We start from the raw sequence: 16558 nt of genomic DNA, 5'->3' as shown, positions 1-16558 counted from the left end.
AAGGGCAGGGGTGCCGCGGCGGCCAATGAATGCTTCGAATGGACCTGGATACGGCAAATGCATATCTCCCGCGTCGACCTCAACCTGCTCGTGGTGCTCGACACCATCTACACCGAAGGCGGCATCACCAAGGCGGCCGAGAAGCTGCACCTGACGCAGCCGGCCATCAGCCATGCGCTGGCGCGCCTGCGCGACCTGTTCAACGACCCGTTGTTCGAGCGCCAGGGCCACCGCATGGTGCCGACGCCGCTGACCAAGCGGCTGATCGACCCGCTGCGCGGCTCGCTGCAGTCGATCGGATCGCTGCTCAACGACACGCAGAGCTTCGAGCCCGCCACGGCGAAGAAGCGCTTCGTGGTCGGGCTGCGCGACTTCATGGAGTCGACCGTGATGCCGCCGCTCATGAAGGCGCTGGCCATCGAGGCGCCGGGCGTGGACGTGTCGAGCGTGCGCGCCAACCGCCGCAGCCTGGAAAGCGAGCTCGCGGCCGGCACGCTCGACGTGGCGGTCGATGTGCTGCTGCCGCTGTCCGACGCGGTGAAGGTCAAGCGCATCACCGTCGACGGCATGGCGGTGGTGGCGCGCCAGGGGCATCCGGCCATCGCCGACGGCGCGATCACGCTCGACAGCTACCTGGCCGAGCGCCACATCCTCGTCACCTCGCGCCGCCAGGGCCCGGGTTTCGAGGACATCGAGCTGCGTCGCATGGGCGTGCAGCGCCAGGTGGCGCTGCGCTGTCAGTTCTACTTCGCGGCCTGTCGCACGGTGTCGGAAACCGACCTGCTGCTGACCATGCCGGAGAGCTATGCGCACGTGGCGAACCGCCAGTTCGGCAACCAGGTGATGGCCTTCCCGGTGCCGCTGTCGTCGATGGACGCCTACATGTACTGGCATGCGAGCACCGACAACGATGCGGCCAACCGCTGGCTGCGCGCGGTGATGCTGCGCTGCATCGCGCGCTGAGTGCGGGCGCACGTCTGCGGCACACTGGCGCGATGTCACTTCCTCCCGAGCCAGAAGGCGAGAGCGCACGGCGCCTGGACGAGCCGCTGCTGCGCTCCCTGCATGCGCTGCTCAGCGAGTCCGGCGTATCCCAGGCGGCGGCCCGGCTCGGCATCGACCAGTCCGCGATGAGCCGCCACCTTGCCGTTCTGCGCCGGCTGATCGGCGACCCGCTCCTGATCAGGGTCGGCAATCGCATGGTGCTGACCGAACGGGCGCAGGAACTGGTCGCGCCCACCCAACGGATCCTGGCGGACATGTCGCTGCTGGTCGCCCATGCGGTGGCGCGGCCCCTGCGCACTCTCCGCCGCAGCTTCCGGATCGCGACCTACGACTTCATGCCCAAAGCCTTCTTCGCCCACCTGGCCGAACGCATCGGCAGGGAAGCGCCCGATTGCGACCTGGTCATCCGCGGCCTGGGCTCACGCTTCGAGCACTACCGGCAACTCGCGGACGGCGACGTGGACCTGGTGATCACGGTCTGGCCGGAACTGCCGGAACATCTGCGCGCGACCAGCCTGCTCGACGAGCCGCTGGTCTGCGTGCTGCGCCCGGGCCATCCGATGGCCGAGGCCGGTGCCCTGACGCTGGAGAGCTTCCAGCACGCCAGCCACCTGACCTCGCTCGAGCACGTACCGGGGCGGGGCACCATCATCGATGCCCAGATGGCCGAGCTGGGCGTGACGCTGCGCACCGTGGTGCACACGCAGTTCCTGAGCCTCGCACCGAGCATCCTGGCGCGCACCGACCTCGTCTTCACCACGGGGCGCCTGCTCGCCGAGGACTTCGCGCGCGAACGCGGCCTCGTCATCGTGCCGTTTCCCGCCAGCATCAAGCCGATGCGCTACCGGCTCGTCTGGCACGAGCGCACCCACACGGACCACGCCTTGCGCTGGCTGCGCGACGAGCTGACGTCGGCCGCGCGCGTGCTGGCCCAGCGGCCCGGGTCATGACAAGGCTGTCATAACCCAAGCCACGCAGCAGCCATGGGCCGGGTGCATGGCGGCCGATAAGGTCCGCTGCATGCAAGAACCCTCTCCAGACCCATTCGCGTCCAGTGTCCTCCCGCCGCAGTTGCTGGGGCGGCTGCCCAAGGTGGACCTGCACCTGCACATCGCAGGGACCCTGCGGCCCGCCACCCTGGCCGCGCTGGCGCAACGCCACGGGCTGCCCCTTCCGCGTCCGGTGGACAGCCTGTACGTCTACCGCGACTTCTACGACTTCATCGACGTGCTGCGGCTGGGCGCGCGCGCCGTGCGCAGCGCCGCCGACTTCGAGCGCATGGCCTACGAGGCGATCGAGGACGCCGCTGCCGCGGGCACGCGGCATGTGGAGATGTCCTTCAATCCGCAGTACTACATGCCCACGCAGGTCCCCTACCGGGTGCAGCTCGACGGCCTCGCGGCGGGGGTGCGGGCGGCCGAGCAGGATTTCGGCTGCTCGGCTTTGCTGATCGCGTCGCTGGACCGCGGCCTGCCGATGGACAGTGCCGAGCAAGCCATCTCGGACATCGTTGCCCAGCCGCACGAGCTGGTCGTGGGCATCGGCCTCGACGGGCCCGAGCGGGAGGGCCCACCGGCCAGGTTCGCGCCGCTCTTCCAGCGTGCGGGCCGCGCCGGCCTTCGGCGCACCGCCCACGTGTGCGAAGACAACCAGACGCAGGCGGAAGCCCCGCCGTTCCACGTGCGCGACTGCCTGCATCTGCTCGGCTGCGACCGCCTGGACCACGGCTACAACCTGCTGGCCGACGACGACGGCGTCCAGCGGGCCAAGGACAACGGCGTTTACTTCTGCGTGTGCGGCATCACGAGCGTCAAGCGCAACCAGGCACGCCGCTTGCAAAGCATCCGCGCCATGCAGGAGGCCGGCCTCCGGCTGACCCTCAACACCGACGATCCCGCGATGTTCCACACCGACCAGGCCCACACCCTCGGCACGGTGCTCGAGGGCTGCGGCTGGTCGTGGAACGAGGCCTGCGCCTTCAGCCTGGCAGGTGTGGATGCCTGCTGGCTGGATGCGGACGCCAAGCGCACGCTGCGTCAGCGCTTCGAGCGCGAGATCGCCGCGCTCGCCGATGCGCCCGGCGACGGTGCGCCCGCCATTCAATGACCCATCACGCAGGAGCCTTCATGAAAACTCTCACCTTCCTCTCCCGCCGCGGTTGGCTCGGCGCCTGTCTGCTGGGTACGCTGTCGGCACTGGCAGCAACCGGTGCAACGGCGGCGGGTCCGGCATGGCCTGCGCAGCCCGTGACCATCGTCGTACCCTATTCCGCGGGCGGCAACGTGGATGTACTCGCCCGCTGGATCGTGCCCGAACTGTCCAGGCGCCTGGGCCAGCCGGTCGTCATCGAGAACCTGACCGGTGCCGGCGGCATCATCGGCACCGAGAAGGTCGTGCGCGCCAAGCCGGATGGCTACACCCTGTTGATGTCGGTGGAAAGTGCCGTGGTCATCGCAAAGATGGTGACACCCGCCACGGTACGTTACGACGGCCTGCGCGACCTTCAGCCCGTCACGCTGCTCGGCGCCCAGCCGCTGGCCCTGGTCGGCCGGCCGGGATTGCCCGCCAGAACGGCCGGCGAGCTGTTCAAGGACATGAAGGACCATCCCGGCAAATACAGCTACGCCACCTCGGGCGTCGGCACCTCGTTGCATCTCGGTGGCGAGATGCTCAAGCAGATGGCCGCCGTGGACATGGTGCACGTGCCTTATCGGAACGGCCCGCAGATCGTCACGGACCTCAGCGGCAACCAGCTCGACCTGGCTGTGCTCCCGCTGTCGATGGTGATGCAGCAGGCACGCGCAGGGCAGGTGCGAATCTACGGCCTGATGGACGACAAGCCCTCGGCCGCGATGCCCGAAGCGCGGATGCTGGGCGACAGCGACTCCGCCCTGCGCGGCGCGAACGTCACCGTGTGGCAGGGAATCTTCGTGCCGAAGGGAACGCCCGCCGGCATCGTCGACCGCCTGGACGATGCATTGCGCGCCGTGCTGCAGGAGCCCGGCGTGCGCAAGAACTTCGCGGAGGGCGGCGTGGCGGTGATCGGGTCGGGCCCAGCAGAGTTCGCGCGCTTTCTGCAGCAAGAACAGGCCAAGTTCGGTGCGGTCGTTGCCAAGGGGCAGATCAGGGCCGAGTAGCGCAGGCGCGCACAGGGCCGTGAGAACAGGGCTTTTCGCTGGCCGGATCAGCATGTGATCCGGCTGCAAGCTGGATGTGGTCCGGTGGCAAGCCGAGCCGATGGCGTTCGCCCATCGCCGCGAAGGCGGCTTCGATTCGCCTTGCGAACAGCGGCGTATCGAACAGCGGCGTCTCGGTGCGGCCGCAAGAGAGACGCCGGCGCAGCCCGGCGAGCGTCTCCGGTGAGCTTGCGAGGGACAGCGCTGCCGCCTCGTAGGCGCTCACGCTGCGCGTCACGAGTTCAGGAAGGCCCATGGTATTCAGCAGGCTCGCCGCCACCCGGGATGCGAAGGTGCGGCCAGCAAGCGTCAGCACCGGAAGGCCGGCCCACAGCGCATCGCTGCAGGTGGTGTGCGCGTTGTAGTGGAAGGTGTCCAGAAACAGGTCGGCGTGGGCGTGGCGCGCAAGATGCTTGGCGAGCGGAAGGCGCTCGGCCCAGACGATGCGGCTGGCTTCGACGCCGCGCGCAACGGCCTCGGCCTCGATGCCGGCTGCTGCGGCATCGCTGCCTCTCAGCAGCCACAGCACGCTGCCGGGCACGCGTCGAAGCAGCCGCATCCAGACTTCGAAGACGTCGGGCGTGATCTTGTAGATGTTGTTGAAGCAGGCGAAGACAAGGCCCTGCGGCGGCAGGCCCATCTCCTCGCGGTTCGGTGCCGCGTCGGCAATCGCCTTGGTGTGGTCGTTGGCCTGGTAGCAGCCGGGCAGCGTCACCACCTTCTCCGCGTAGTGACCATATTCGTCGGGACGGATCAACGTCGCGTCGGCAACGATGTAGTCGATGAAGTCGCAGCCCATCGACGCTGGAAAACCGAGATAGTTGACCTGTACGGGCGCTGCGCGGTGCGCAAAGATGCAGGGCCGCGCGCCCTCGGTGAAGCCGTTGAGGTCGACCGCGATGTCGATCCCCTCGGTCTGCGCCAGTTGCGCGATCTGCGCATCGCTTCGGTCGGCGCATTCGACGAAGCGGTCGAATGCGGCCGCGACCCGCTGCGTCATCGGGTCCGGCGCTGTCGGCCCGACGCTGAAGCCGAACCACTCGAAGCGCTCGCGGTCGTGGCATTCGAACAGTCGCACCATCAGCTGCGAGGTGGCGTGGTTGCGGAAGTCGGACGAGAAATAGCCGACGCGCAGCTTTTTCCGGCTGGACGCACGTGGCGCGGTGTGGGCGGCACCTTCGCGCGTGGGGCACTGGTCTTGCGCGTAGGTGCGCGCGCACGCCAGCAGCGTGGCTGGGCACGCGGGTGTCGCAAGCAGCGAGAAGGGAACGGCGGCCTTCTCGCCGGCACGCACGCGCTCGAGCGTGTCGGCCACCATCGGGCCCCATGCCGCCCAGCGGCACATCAACGTCGCGTTGTAGAGCCAGTGGCCGCGCTCGTAGCCGGTATCGGGCGGAAGCTTCGCGATATCGGCGTGCGCGGCGAGCGCTTCGGCATGCCGGCCTAGGCATGCGAGCACGGTGGCGCGGGCCATGAGCGCACCGCCGTCCCGCGGCGCCAGCGCCAGCGCCCGGTCGACGCTTTGCAGCGCCTGCGGCCCGTGCCCGAGTTCGGCCAGTGCGAGCCCGCGCTCCGCCCACGCGCGCACCAGTTGCGGATCCGCCGCGAGTGCGCGGTCGCAGTGGCGAAGCGCCTCGTCGAAGCGGGCCAGCTCGACCAGCGTGCGCGCGATGTTGGCGTGGAGCACGGGGGAGTCGCCGTCGATGTCCTGCGCGCGGCCGAAGGCAGCCAGCGCCCGCTCATGGTCGCCGAGCGCGCCGTAGGCGACGCCCGTTTCGTGCCATGCCTCGAAGAAGTCGCCCCACGCAATGGCACGCCGGAACGACTTCAAGGCACCACGCACCTGGCCGCGCTGCAACTGCACCTTTCCGAGATAGAAGAGCGCCTCTGGCGAACATCCCGGCAAGCGCGATGCCTCGAGCAGGAGTTCTTCGCATTCCTCCAGTTGGCCGCGGTTGCCGCAGATGTAGGCCAGCAGCTCGTAGGCCTTCGAGACCGCCTTGCTCCGCCTGATGACCTGACGCAGCAGATCCTCGCAAAGCCGGATCTGTCCAGCTCGGAAGTAGCGATCGGCCAGGACGATTTTCTGGTGCGTGGATTGCGGCATTGACGTGTTGCGGACGAAGGGCGCGTCGCGCCTGCGTCGACCTCTTCGAAACCGCGAAGCGCGAGCCGGACCCTTGTTCCTCGGCCGGGAGGATACAAATGGTTTCGGGTTCTGGCAACCGCAGCGCTGTTCGGTACCTCCTGCGCCTCATCCGGGTTTACGCCAGTGCATCTTCCTTCGCTCAGTCGTAATCTGTCATCTGTTATAACAAATACCGCCTTGAGCCGATCCCAACCGATCGGCCCGGCGCGTGACTCAGGAGACGAAGATGACTATGCAAAGGCGTCGATTCATCCAGGCCACGGCCGCCGCAGCGGCTGTGCTCGGCGGGCCTGTTTCGCGGCTGGCGCGTGCGCAGGCCGGGCCGGTGCGCATCGGCGTGATGCTGCCGATGAGCGGCATCGGCGCCGAGGCCGGCGCGGCCTGGCTCGCCGGGGCCAAGGTAGCGGCCGAGCAGTGGAACGCGACGGGCGGCGTGCTCAAGCGGCCGGTGGAGCTGGTGGTGCGCGACGACAAGTTCACCAGCGCCGGCGCCGTGGCCGCGGCGCGCGAGCTGGCCGGCAGCGGCGTCAACCTGCTGATCGGCGGCTCGCAGTCGCCGATGGCGCTGGCCACCGCGCCGATCCTGCCCGAGCTCAAGGCGATGATGGTCGCGCCGTGCCCCACGGTGATGTCGCTCACGCACGAGAGCTTCCAGCGCAACTTCTTCCGCCTCTCGTGGAACGCCTACATCGCGTTCGCCGGCATCGGCAACATGCTGACCGAGCGCTTCGCGGAAGTGAAGACCTGGTCGTGCATCGTGCCCGACAGCGAGAACGGCCGGGACATGGCGCGCTTCTTCACGCTCGGCGTGCAGCGCGCGGCCGCCAAGGCAGGGCGCCAGGTGAAAGTGCTCGAGCCGGTGTTCGCGAGCCTCAACAAGGCCGACTACAAGGTCGAGATCAACAGCCTCATGAACGCGCCGTCGCAAGGCCTGTTCGTCGGCCTCACGGCCGCGCCCTGCATCAGCCTGCTGCAGCAGGGGCGCTCGGTGGGCATGGACAAGAAGTTCAAGGTGATCGGCGATGCAGGCACCGAACTGATGATCGCCAAGGCGATGCAGAAGTCGACGCCGGCCAACCTCTGGAGCATCAGCTACTGGGTGCCGGGCACCGAGGCCGGCAAGCGCAACCCGCTGAGCACGCCGCTCTACGACGGCTACGTGAAGCTCACCGGCGACAGGAACCCGCCAAGCATCGTGCAGTCGAGCCACCGCTGCGCGCTCGCGCTGTTCAACGCGGTGCAGAAAGCGGGCAACACAGAGACCGATGCGGTCATTGCCGCGCTCGAAGGCCTGACCTTCGACACCGCGGTGGGCAGCTACCACGTGCGCAAGGAAGACCACCAGGGCCTGGGAACGGCCTACATCGCCAAGGTGGGCGCGCGCGACGCCGATCCGGGCTACGGCATCGTCGATGCCATGGCCTACAACGAGGCCGACGTGGCGGAGCCGCCGACGCCGGGCAAAGCCATTGCGCTGTGAGGACCCGAGCATCACCATGACCATTCCACGCAGAACCCTTCTCCAGGCCGCGAGCGCGGCCGCCGTGCTGGGCGCCGCCGGCGCGCGGCCGCTGCGCGCACAGGGCGCGCCCATCCGCGTCGGTGCGATGCTGCCGATGAGCGGCATCGGCGCCGAGGCCGGCACCGCCTGGCTGCACGGCATCAAGGCGGCGCAGATGCAATGGAACGAGAGCGGCGGGCTGCTCGGCCGCCAGATCGAGATCGTGGTGCGCGACGACAAGTTCACGAGCGCGGGCGCGGTCAACGCCGCACGCGAGCTTGCGGGCGAGGGTGTCAACCTGTCGATCGGTGCGGGTCAGTCGCCGATGGCGCTGGCGATCGCGCCGATCCTGGCCGAGCTCAAGAGCATGGTGGTGGCGCCGGCGCCCACGGTGATGTCGGTCACGCACGAGAACTTCAGCCGCAACTTCTTCCGGCTGTCGTCGAATGCGCTGATGCTCTACGGCGGCATCGGCAACCTGATGACCACGCGCTTCGCCGATGTGAAGACCTGGGCCGTGATCGCGCCCGACAGCGAGAACGGCCGCGACGTGGCGCGCTACTTCAAGGCCGGCGCGATGGCGGCCGCAGCCAAGGCCGGGCGCCCGGTCAAGGTGGCCGAGCCGGTGTTCGCGAGCCTCAACAAGTCCGACTACAAGATCGAGATCAACAACCTGATGAACTCGGGCGCCGAGGGCCTGTTCATCGGGCTCACGGCCGCGCCCTGCGTGAGCCTGCTGCAGCAGGGCCGCGCGGTGGGGCTCGACCGCAAGTTCAAGGTCATCGGCGAGGCCGGCACCGAGCTGATGATCGCCAAGGCGATGCAGAAGTCGACGCCGAAGAACCTCTGGGGCGTGACCTTCTGGGCGCCCGAACTGGAGCCGTTCAAGAGCGAGTTCCCGGTCAGCAGGCAACTCTCCGAGTACATCCTGAAGGTGGCGGGCACGCCCTGGGTGCCGGGCATCGTGCAGGCCTCCCACCGCTCGGCGCTCGGCATCTTCCACGCGGTGAAGAAGGCCGGGTCGACCGAGACCGACGCGGTGATCGCAGCGCTCGAGGGCCTGCAGTTCGACACGGCGGCCGGCCCCTACCGCGTGCGCAAGGAAGACCACCAGGGCATCGGCTCGTTCTACTTCGCCAAGATCGGCGCGCGTGATGCGGCGCCCGGCTACGGCCTGGAGCAGGTGTACCGCCTGGACGAGAACGAGATCGTCGAGCCGCCGTCGCCCGGCAAGAAGTACGAGGGCTGAGCGTGGTCAACGAACTCATGTTCGCGGTGTTCAATGCCGCCGCGTTCGGCATGGCGATCTTCGTGGTCGCGGCCGGGCTCACGTTGATCTTCGGGCTGATGCGCCTGCTCAACATGGCGCAGGGCGGCTTCTTCATGATCGGTGCCTATACCGCGTATTCGGTGATGGGACGCGACGTGCAGTCGCTGTGGATGTTCCTCCTGGCCGCACTCGCGGGCGGCGTGGTGGTGGCACTGCTCGGCCTCGTCACCGACCGGCTGGTGCTGCGGCGGCTGCGCAACGTCGATCCGCATTACGTGCTGATCGCCACCTTCGCGCTCATGATGGTGTGCACTGGCGTGACCAAGCTGATCTGGGGCGTGGACTTCTTCTCGGTCAATCCACCGCCCGGCCTGGACCAGCCGCTCAACCCCTTCGGCATGTTCTTCTCGGCCTACCAGCTGTTCGTGATCGCGGCGGGCGTGGTGGTCTACATCGTGCTCGAGGTGGCGATCCACCGCATGTGGTTCGGCAAGCTGATGCAGGCGCTCGCGGCCGACCCGTGGATGTCGGGCGTGCTCGGGCTCAACGTGTCGTTCGGCATCGCGCTGAGCGTGATGGCGAGCTTCTTCCTCGCCGGCCTCGCGGGCGGGCTGCTGCTGCCGAACCAGAGCCTGTCGACGGGGCTCGGCGACTCGTACCTGATGTTCGCGTTCTTCGCGGTGATCATCGGCGGGCTGGGCAACATCCGCGGCGCGTTCATCGGCTCGCTGGTGCTGGGGCTGGTGCAGAGCCTCAACACGGTGCTGCTGCCTTCGGTGCCGGGCCTCGCGATCTACGTGGTGCTCGCGGGCTTCCTGCTGTGGAAGCCGAGCGGCCTGTTCCCGGCCGCCGGCGCGCAGGAAGAAAGCCACGCGGGCGCGCACGGATCGGGCGGGCTGCACCGCCCGCGCATTCCGCGTGCCGTGTGGCAGGTGCTGGGCGTCGCGGTGGTCGGCGTGCTTGCCACGCTGCCGCTGTGGGTGAACGCCGGCCCGCTCTACGTGGTGGGCACGGTGCTGGTGCAGGTGGTGTTCGCGCTGTCGTGGAACATCCTCTTCGGCTACACGGGGCTGGTGTCGTTCGGCCATGCGGGCTTCTTCGCGCTCGGCGCCTACCTGGCCGCGCTGGCGCTGCGCCACATCGCGGGCGTGCCGTTCCTCGGCGTGCTGCTGGGCGCGGCGCTGCTCGGTGCGGTGGCCGCCTGGGTCATCGGTGTGCTGGCGCTGCGACGCATGAGCGGCGTGTTCCTGGCGGTGCTGACCGTGGCGCTGGCCGAGGCGTTGCGGCTGGTGATCGGCTTCTCTACCTTCCTCGGGCGCGAGGACGGCATCACCGATATTCCGCGCCCGGCCCTCGACTTCGGCCTGTGGCGCATCGATCTGTCGAGCTCGAACGCCTACTACTGGTTCCTGTTGGTGGCCACGGTGCTGATCACCGCCTTTCTCTGGTGGCTGCTGCACAGCCGCTTCGGCCGCACGCTGCAGACGGTTCGCCAGGACGCGGAGCGCGCGGCCTTCATGGGCACGAACGTGGCGCGCTACCGGCTCGCGGCCTTCGTCATCTCGGGCGCCGTGGCGGCGGTGGCGGGCGCGCTCTATGCGCCGTGGTCGCGCATCGTCACGGTCGAAGAGGTGCACTGGCTCGCCTCGGCGCAGCCGATGCTCAACACGCTGTTGGGCGGTGTCAGCTCGTTCTGGGGGCCGGTGGTGGGGGCGGGGCTGTTCGCAGCCATCACCTACGCCACGCGCACCTTGGTCGGGCTGTCGGAGCTGATCGTCGGCACGGGGCTGCTGGCGATCATCCTGTTGGCGCCGAACGGTGCGGTCGGGCTCTGGCGCAACCTCGAAGAGCGGATCTGGGGGCGGCGCAGCCCGCCGGCTGCGAAGAGCCAGGCGCCGCTGCCGCAGGCGGGCGCCGCCCTCGAGGCCGGAGGCGCACGATGAGCGCCGAGCTGCTGCGTGTAGAGGGCGTGCGCAAGCACTACGGGCCGATCGAGGTGCTGCACGGCGTGAGCCTGTCGGTGGCGCGCGGCGAGGTGTTCGCGATCATCGGGCCGAACGGCGCCGGCAAGACGACGATGTTCAAGGTGATGACGGGCGAGGTGCCGTCCAACGGCGGCACGATCCACTTCGAGGGCCGCGACGTGACGCGGCTGCCAGCGCACGAGCGGGTGCGCGAAGGCTTCGGGCGCACCTTCCAGGTGGCGCGCGTGTTCCACGACTTCACCGTGCTCGACAACGTGATCGCGGCGGTGGAGGCGCGGCGCCGCAACCGGCGCGAGCCACTGGGCTCGCGCTGGCGCTGCGCGCCGTCGGCCGATGTGCGCGACGAAGCCATGGCGCTGCTCGCGGACGTGCGGCTCGATCCGATGGCGGGCGAGGCGGCGCGCTTTCTGTCGCACGGCGACAAGAAGCGGCTCGAGTTCGTGATCGCGCTCGCGGGCCGGCCGAGCATCCTGATGCTCGACGAGCCCACGGCCGGCATGTCGCCGAGCGACCGCGCCGACATCGCGCAGCTGGTGGCGCGCACGCGCGCGGAACGCGGCATTACGGTGGTGATGACCGAGCACGACATGGACGTGGTGTTCGGCCTGGCGAGCCGCATCATGGTGATGAACTACGGCGAGGTGGTCGCCACCGGCAGCGTCGACGAGGTGCGGCGCGATCCCAAAGTGCGCGAGGTCTACCTCGGCAAGGAGATGGTCGGTGCTTGAAGTCCGCGAACTCGACGCCTTCTACGGCGACAGCCACATCCTGCACGGCGCGCAGATCTCGGTAGGCGCAGGCCAGCGCGTGGCGCTGCTCGGGCGCAACGGCGCGGGCAAGTCGACGCTGCTCAAGAGCGTGATGAACGCCGGCCCGCGCGTGCGCGGCACGCTGCGCTTCGGCGGCCGCGACCTGCAGGGCATGCCGACGCACCAGCGCACGCGCATGGGCCTGTCGCTGGTGCCCGAGGACCGGCGCATCTTCACCCACCTGACGGTGGCCGAGAACGTCGCGATGGCGCGCTACGGCGCCTCGCCCGAGCGACCGGCGGTCACGGTGGCCGAGATCGTCGCGCGCTTCCCGATGCTGGCGCCGCTGCAGCAGCGCTACGGCGGGCAGCTCAGCGGCGGCCAGCAGCAGCTGCTGGCGGTGGCGCGCGCGATGGCCGCCAACCCGAGCCTGCTGCTGCTTGACGAGCCGACCGAAGGGCTCGCGCCGATCATCGTCGAGGAGATGGCGCGCGACGTGGTGCGCACCTGCACCGAGGGCAACGTCGCGCTGCTGCTGTGCGAGCAGAACATCTGGTTCGCGCGCCGCTGCACGCAGCACGTCTACGTCATCGACACCGGCCGCATCGTCTTCGAGGGCGACTGGGCCGCCTTCGACAGCCACCCGGAGGTGCAGCAGCGCTACCTCGCGCTGTGAACGACCCCGGCACCACATTCCAAAGCCAACACGCCAGACATCCATGGACCTTCAGTACACCCCCGAACAGAACCAGCTGCGCGAGAGCGTCGAGCGCTTCGTGCGCGACGAATACGACTTCGCCCATCGCCGCAGGCTCGTGGCGAGCGAGCCCGGGCACGACGAGCGCCACTGGCGCAGCTATGCCGACTTCGGCTGGCTCGCCGTGCCCTTCAGCGAGGAAGACGGCGGCATCGGCGGCGATGCGGTCGACACCGGCATCGTGATGGAGGGCGTTGGCCGCGGCCTGCTGCTCGAGCCGTACCTGGCCAATGTGGTGCTCGCGGGCGGCATGCTCGCGGCGCTGGCCAGCACGGCGCAAAAGGAGCGCTGGCTGCAGCCGATGATGGCCGGCGGCCACAAGCTGGCACTGGCCTATGCCGAGCCCGCCTCGCGCTACGAGATCGCGCACTGCGCCACCGCCGCGCGCCGCGATGCCGAAGGCTGGTCGCTCGACGGTGAGAAGGTGCTGGTGCATGGCGGTGGCGTGGCCGATCACTTCGTGGTGGTGGCGCGCACCGCGGGCGAGGTGGCCGACGACGCCGGGCTCTCGGCTTTCCTCGTCGATGCGAAGGCGCCGGGCGTCTCGGTGCGCACCTATGCCACGCACGACGGCAGCCGCGCAGCCGACCTGCGCCTCGCGGGCGTGCGGGCCAGCGCGGTGCAGCTGCTGGGCGACGAAGGCGGCGCGCTGCCCGCGCTTGAGTTGGTCGTCGACCAGGCGATCGCCGCCGTGGCCTCGGAAGCCGTCGGTGCGATGGCCATGCTGGTCGACATGACGCTCGACTACCTCAAGACGCGCCAGCAGTTCGGCCGGCCGATCGGCACCAACCAGGCGCTGCAGCACCGCATGGTCGACATGTACATCGCGCTCGACGAGGCGCGCTCGATGGCGCTGTACGGCGCGCTGATGCTGCGCGAGGCCGACCCGGCCGTGCGCGGCAAGGCGCTGTCGGCCACCAAGATCGAGATCGACCGCACCGCGCGCCGCGTGGGCCAGGAGGCGGTGCAGCTGCACGGCGCGATGGGCGTGACCGAGGAGCTTGCGGTGGGCCACTACTTCAAGCGCCTGTCGATGATCGGCGTGAGCTTCGGCGACAGCAGCTGGCACCTGCGGCGCCATGCGCAGGTGGCCGAGGACGTGGCGGCATGAATCTCGATCTTTCGCCGGAAGAAAAGGCCTTCGAGGCGCAGGTGCGCGAATTCGTCGCGCGTGAGCTGCCTTCGGACATCCGCGAGAAGGTGCGGCTCGACCGCCACCTGGGTCGCGAGGACTACATGCGCTGGCAGCAGATCCTCGGACGCCAGGGCTGGTTCACCGGCGCCTGGCCGCGCGAGCACGGCGGGCAGGCCTGGACGCCGATGCAGACCATCATCTTCAACCGCGTCGCGGGCGAGCTGCACGCACCCGAATTGCAGGTGTTCGGCCCGGCGATGGTCGGGCCGGTGATCTACACCTTCGGCACCGACGAACAGAAGGCGCAGCACCTGCCCGCGATCCGCGATTCGTCGGTGTGGTGGTGCCAGGGCTATTCGGAGCCCGGCGCAGGCTCCGACCTGGCGGCGCTGCAGACGGCGGCCGAGGACGACGGCAGCGACCACTACATCGTCAACGGCCAGAAGATCTGGACCTCGTTCGCCCACTTCGCCGACTGGATGTTCTGCCTCGTGCGCACCGGGCGCGAGGCGAAGCGGCAGCAGGGCATCTCGTTCCTGCTGATCGACATGAAGACGCCGGGCGTCGAGGTGCAGCCGATCCGCATGATGGACGGGCGGCACTACCTCAACGCGGTGTTCTTCAACAACGTGAAGGTGCCCAAGCGCAACCGCATCGGCGAGGAAGGGCGCGGCTGGACCTATGCCAAGTTCCTGCTTGAGCACGAGCGTGTGGAGAACGCCAACCTGCGCTTCATCACGCAGGAGTTGCAGAAGCTGCGCCGCGTGGCGTCGCAGGTGCGCAGCGGCAGCGGCCGCCGCCTGGCCGACGATGCCGGCTTCATGGGCGAGGTGGCGGCCGTCGAGGCGCAGTTCAAGGCGCTCGAGATCGGCCTGCTGCGCACGCTGTCGGACATGCAGGCCGGCGTGCCCGTGGGGCCGGGCAAGTCGTCGTTCATCAAGATCCGCGGCACCGAGATCGCGCAGCGCATCACCGAGCTGCTGGTCGAGGCGAGCGGTCCCGATGCACTGCGCTACCAGCCCGGGCCGCTGTTCGGCCAGGGGCCCGAGAACGCGACGATCGGCCCCGCGCATGCGCTCGGGCCGGTGGCGACCTATCTCTTCTGCCGCGCCATGACCATCTACGGCGGCAGCACCGAAGTCCAGAAAAACATCATGGCCAAGCACGTGCTCGGCCTGTAGACCCACTTCACCCATTGCCCATGAACGACGACACCCCCGACTACCTGCAGGGCGAGAAGCCGCTGCACGAATATTTGCGCGGCCATGCGCGCACGCAGCCCGGCAAGGCGGCGCTGGTCTGGTACGGCCGTGCGATCAGCTATGCCGAGCTCGACCGCTGGAGCGACGCCTTCGCCCAGGCGCTGCACGAGCGCGGCGTGGGCAAGGGCGACCGCGTCGCGCTCTTCATGCAGAACTGCCCGCAGTACCTGGTCGCGCACTTCGGCATCCAGAAGATCGGCGGCATCGTGAGCCCGTGCAGCCCGATGTTCAAGGCGCACGAGTTCGCCTACCAGGTCGGCGACCTCGGCGCGAAGGCGCTGGTGGTGGCCGACCACCTGGCGCCGATCGCGCAGTCGGTGGCCGACCGGGTGAAGGTGCCGCATGTGTTCAGCGTGCGCTATGCCGACCTGCTGCCCGATGCGCCGAACGTGCGTGTGCCCGACGAAGTGGCCGCGCGCCGGCCACTGCCCGAGGGCACGATCGACTTCCATGCGGTGGTGGTGCAGCGCGCCGATCCGGTGGTGGCGCCCGAGGTAGCGCTGTCGATGGACGATGTCTCGCTCATGACCTACACCTCGGGCACCACCGGCATGCCCAAGGGCGCGATGCTGAGCTACCGCAACGCGCTCTACAAGACGGCAGTGGGGCAGGAGATGTTCCGCATCCGCCAGGACGACGTGATGCTCGCGGTGGCGCCGCTCTATCACATCGCCGGCATGATCTGCGGCGTGACCATGCTGGCCTACACCGGCGCCACCGTGGTGTTGCTCAACCGCATGGATGCGTTCGCGGTGCTGCAGTCGATTGCGCAGAACCGCGTGAGCTGGTGGTATGCCATGGCGCCGATGCTGGTCGCGGCCATGAACGAGCCCGAGGCGCGGCGCTTCAACTTGTCGTCGCTGCACACCACCATGGCCACGAGCTTCGGCATCAAGCTCACCGAGGAATTGGCCGAGCGCTGGAGCGCCTTCGCGAACGGCTGCCTGGTGTACGAGGCCGGCTACGGTTTGTCGGAGACGCACACCAACGACGTGCTGATGCCGCGCGACGGCATCCGCTGGGGCACCAACGGCGTGCCGGGGCGCGGCGTCGAGCTCAAGATCATCGACCTCGACGGCCGCACGTTGCCGGTGGGCGAGAGCGGCGAGATCGCGGTGCGAAGCCAGGGCGTGTTCCACGGCTACTGGAACCGGCCCGAGGCCACTGCCGAGGTGCTGCGCGACGGCTGGGTCCACACCGGCGACATCGGCCGCATGGACGCGCAGGGCTACCTGACGTTCATCGGTCGCGTGAAGGAGATGATCAAGGTCTCGGGCTTCAGCGTGTTCCCCGAAGAGGTCGAATCGATCCTGATCCTGCATCCCGATGTGCGACAGGTTGCGGTGATCGGCGTGCCCGACCCCGACAAGGGCGAGGTGATCAAGGCCTTCGTGGTGCCCGCCTCGGCCGCCTTCGACGCCGAGGCGCTGCTGGCCTGGGCGCGCGAGAACATGTCGCATTACAAGGTGCCGCGCCAGGTGGAGGTGCGCGACTCGCTGCCTGCCAGCGGCACGGGCAAGGTGCTGCGGCGGTTGCTGAAAGAAGGGCACGCCGTGCCGGTTTGACGGC

At 68.9% G+C, this 16558-nt stretch carries 13 protein-coding genes; 12 read left to right on the top strand and 1 reads right to left on the bottom strand.

Annotated elements, in window-relative coordinates; genetic code table 11:
- Positions 1-57: 57 nt before the first annotated feature.
- From AC3A6J_RS26230 to AC3A6J_RS26215, 4 genes are all read left to right on the top strand, one after another.
- Positions 58-963: a LysR family transcriptional regulator gene (locus AC3A6J_RS26230; RefSeq protein WP_487862943.1), complete on the top strand. Its 906-nt coding sequence runs from the start codon at positions 58-60 to the stop codon at positions 961-963.
- Between the two features lie 32 nt (positions 964-995).
- Entirely contained in the window at positions 996-1955 is a 960-nt protein-coding gene (locus AC3A6J_RS26225) for a LysR family transcriptional regulator (protein WP_487862942.1), read from the top strand.
- A gap of 70 nt (positions 1956-2025) precedes the next feature.
- Entirely contained in the window at positions 2026-3111 is a 1086-nt protein-coding gene (locus AC3A6J_RS26220; protein WP_487862941.1) for an adenosine deaminase family protein, read from the top strand.
- A gap of 20 nt (positions 3112-3131) precedes the next feature.
- The gene (locus AC3A6J_RS26215; protein WP_487862940.1) at positions 3132-4142 is read left to right on the top strand and encodes a Bug family tripartite tricarboxylate transporter substrate binding protein; all 1011 of its coding nucleotides are present in this window, start codon (positions 3132-3134) and stop codon (positions 4140-4142) included.
- Here the strand turns inward: AC3A6J_RS26215 and AC3A6J_RS26210 are convergent.
- Positions 4129-6288 carry a tetratricopeptide repeat protein gene (locus AC3A6J_RS26210; protein WP_487862939.1) on the bottom strand — a complete coding sequence of 720 codons (2160 nt, stop codon included), beginning with the start codon at positions 6286-6288 and terminating at the stop codon, positions 4129-4131. The genes AC3A6J_RS26215 and AC3A6J_RS26210 overlap by 14 nt on opposite strands.
- 274 nt (positions 6289-6562) lie before the next feature.
- Between AC3A6J_RS26210 and AC3A6J_RS26205 the strand changes: the two genes are divergently transcribed.
- From AC3A6J_RS26205 to AC3A6J_RS26170, 8 genes are read left to right on the top strand one after another with little or no spacing between them, the layout of a single operon-like run.
- A complete protein-coding gene (locus AC3A6J_RS26205) occupies positions 6563-7810 on the top strand; it encodes an ABC transporter substrate-binding protein (protein ID WP_487862938.1) in 1248 nt (415 codons plus the stop codon).
- Between the two features lie 16 nt (positions 7811-7826).
- Positions 7827-9080 carry an ABC transporter substrate-binding protein gene (locus tag AC3A6J_RS26200; protein ID WP_487862937.1) on the top strand — a complete coding sequence of 418 codons (1254 nt, stop codon included), beginning with the start codon at positions 7827-7829 and terminating at the stop codon, positions 9078-9080.
- A 2-nt stretch (positions 9081-9082) separates the two neighbouring features.
- A complete protein-coding gene (locus AC3A6J_RS26195; RefSeq protein ID WP_487862936.1) occupies positions 9083-11044 on the top strand; it encodes an ABC transporter permease in 1962 nt (653 codons plus the stop codon).
- Entirely contained in the window at positions 11041-11814 is a 774-nt protein-coding gene (locus AC3A6J_RS26190; RefSeq protein WP_487862935.1) for an ABC transporter ATP-binding protein, read from the top strand. Before AC3A6J_RS26195 ends, AC3A6J_RS26190 begins: the two co-directional genes overlap by 4 nt.
- Complete coding sequence (locus AC3A6J_RS26185; RefSeq protein WP_487862934.1) at positions 11807-12511, top strand: ABC transporter ATP-binding protein; 705 nt, start codon at positions 11807-11809, stop codon at positions 12509-12511. Before AC3A6J_RS26190 ends, AC3A6J_RS26185 begins: the two co-directional genes overlap by 8 nt.
- Before the next feature lie 43 nt (positions 12512-12554).
- Positions 12555-13703, top strand: coding sequence for an acyl-CoA dehydrogenase family protein (locus AC3A6J_RS26180; RefSeq protein WP_487862933.1), 1149 nt, complete (start codon positions 12555-12557; stop codon positions 13701-13703).
- Positions 13700-14908, top strand: a complete 1209-nt coding sequence (locus AC3A6J_RS26175) for an acyl-CoA dehydrogenase family protein (RefSeq protein ID WP_487862932.1) — start codon at positions 13700-13702, stop codon at positions 14906-14908. The genes AC3A6J_RS26180 and AC3A6J_RS26175 overlap by 4 nt, the downstream gene beginning before the upstream one ends.
- Positions 14909-14928: 20 nt before the next feature.
- Positions 14929-16554 carry an AMP-binding protein gene (locus AC3A6J_RS26170; protein WP_487862931.1) on the top strand — a complete coding sequence of 542 codons (1626 nt, stop codon included), beginning with the start codon at positions 14929-14931 and terminating at the stop codon, positions 16552-16554.
- Positions 16555-16558 lie beyond the last annotated feature (4 nt).

The sequence above is a fragment of the Variovorax sp. Soil_C_39 genome, from assembly GCF_057656815.1.
This window is presented reverse-complemented; position numbering and strand designations above follow the sequence as displayed.

Bases quoted from the DNA above. Each gene is read 5' to 3' on its own strand.
- AC3A6J_RS26230 (WP_487862943.1), top strand. From the start codon at position 58: ATGCATATCTCCCGCGTCGACCTCAACCTGCTCGTGGTGCTCGACACC.
- AC3A6J_RS26225 (WP_487862942.1), top strand. From the start codon at position 996: ATGTCACTTCCTCCCGAGCCAGAAGGCGAGAGCGCACGGCGCCTGGAC.
- AC3A6J_RS26220 (WP_487862941.1), top strand. From the start codon at position 2,026: ATGCAAGAACCCTCTCCAGACCCATTCGCGTCCAGTGTCCTCCCGCCG.
- AC3A6J_RS26215 (WP_487862940.1), top strand. From the start codon at position 3,132: ATGAAAACTCTCACCTTCCTCTCCCGCCGCGGTTGGCTCGGCGCCTGT.
- AC3A6J_RS26210 (WP_487862939.1), bottom strand. From the start codon at position 6,288: ATGCCGCAATCCACGCACCAGAAAATCGTCCTGGCCGATCGCTACTTC.
- AC3A6J_RS26205 (WP_487862938.1), top strand. From the start codon at position 6,563: ATGCAAAGGCGTCGATTCATCCAGGCCACGGCCGCCGCAGCGGCTGTG.
- AC3A6J_RS26200 (WP_487862937.1), top strand. From the start codon at position 7,827: ATGACCATTCCACGCAGAACCCTTCTCCAGGCCGCGAGCGCGGCCGCC.
- AC3A6J_RS26190 (WP_487862935.1), top strand. From the start codon at position 11,041: ATGAGCGCCGAGCTGCTGCGTGTAGAGGGCGTGCGCAAGCACTACGGG.
- AC3A6J_RS26180 (WP_487862933.1), top strand. From the start codon at position 12,555: ATGGACCTTCAGTACACCCCCGAACAGAACCAGCTGCGCGAGAGCGTC.
- AC3A6J_RS26175 (WP_487862932.1), top strand. From the start codon at position 13,700: ATGAATCTCGATCTTTCGCCGGAAGAAAAGGCCTTCGAGGCGCAGGTG.
- AC3A6J_RS26170 (WP_487862931.1), top strand. From the start codon at position 14,929: ATGAACGACGACACCCCCGACTACCTGCAGGGCGAGAAGCCGCTGCAC.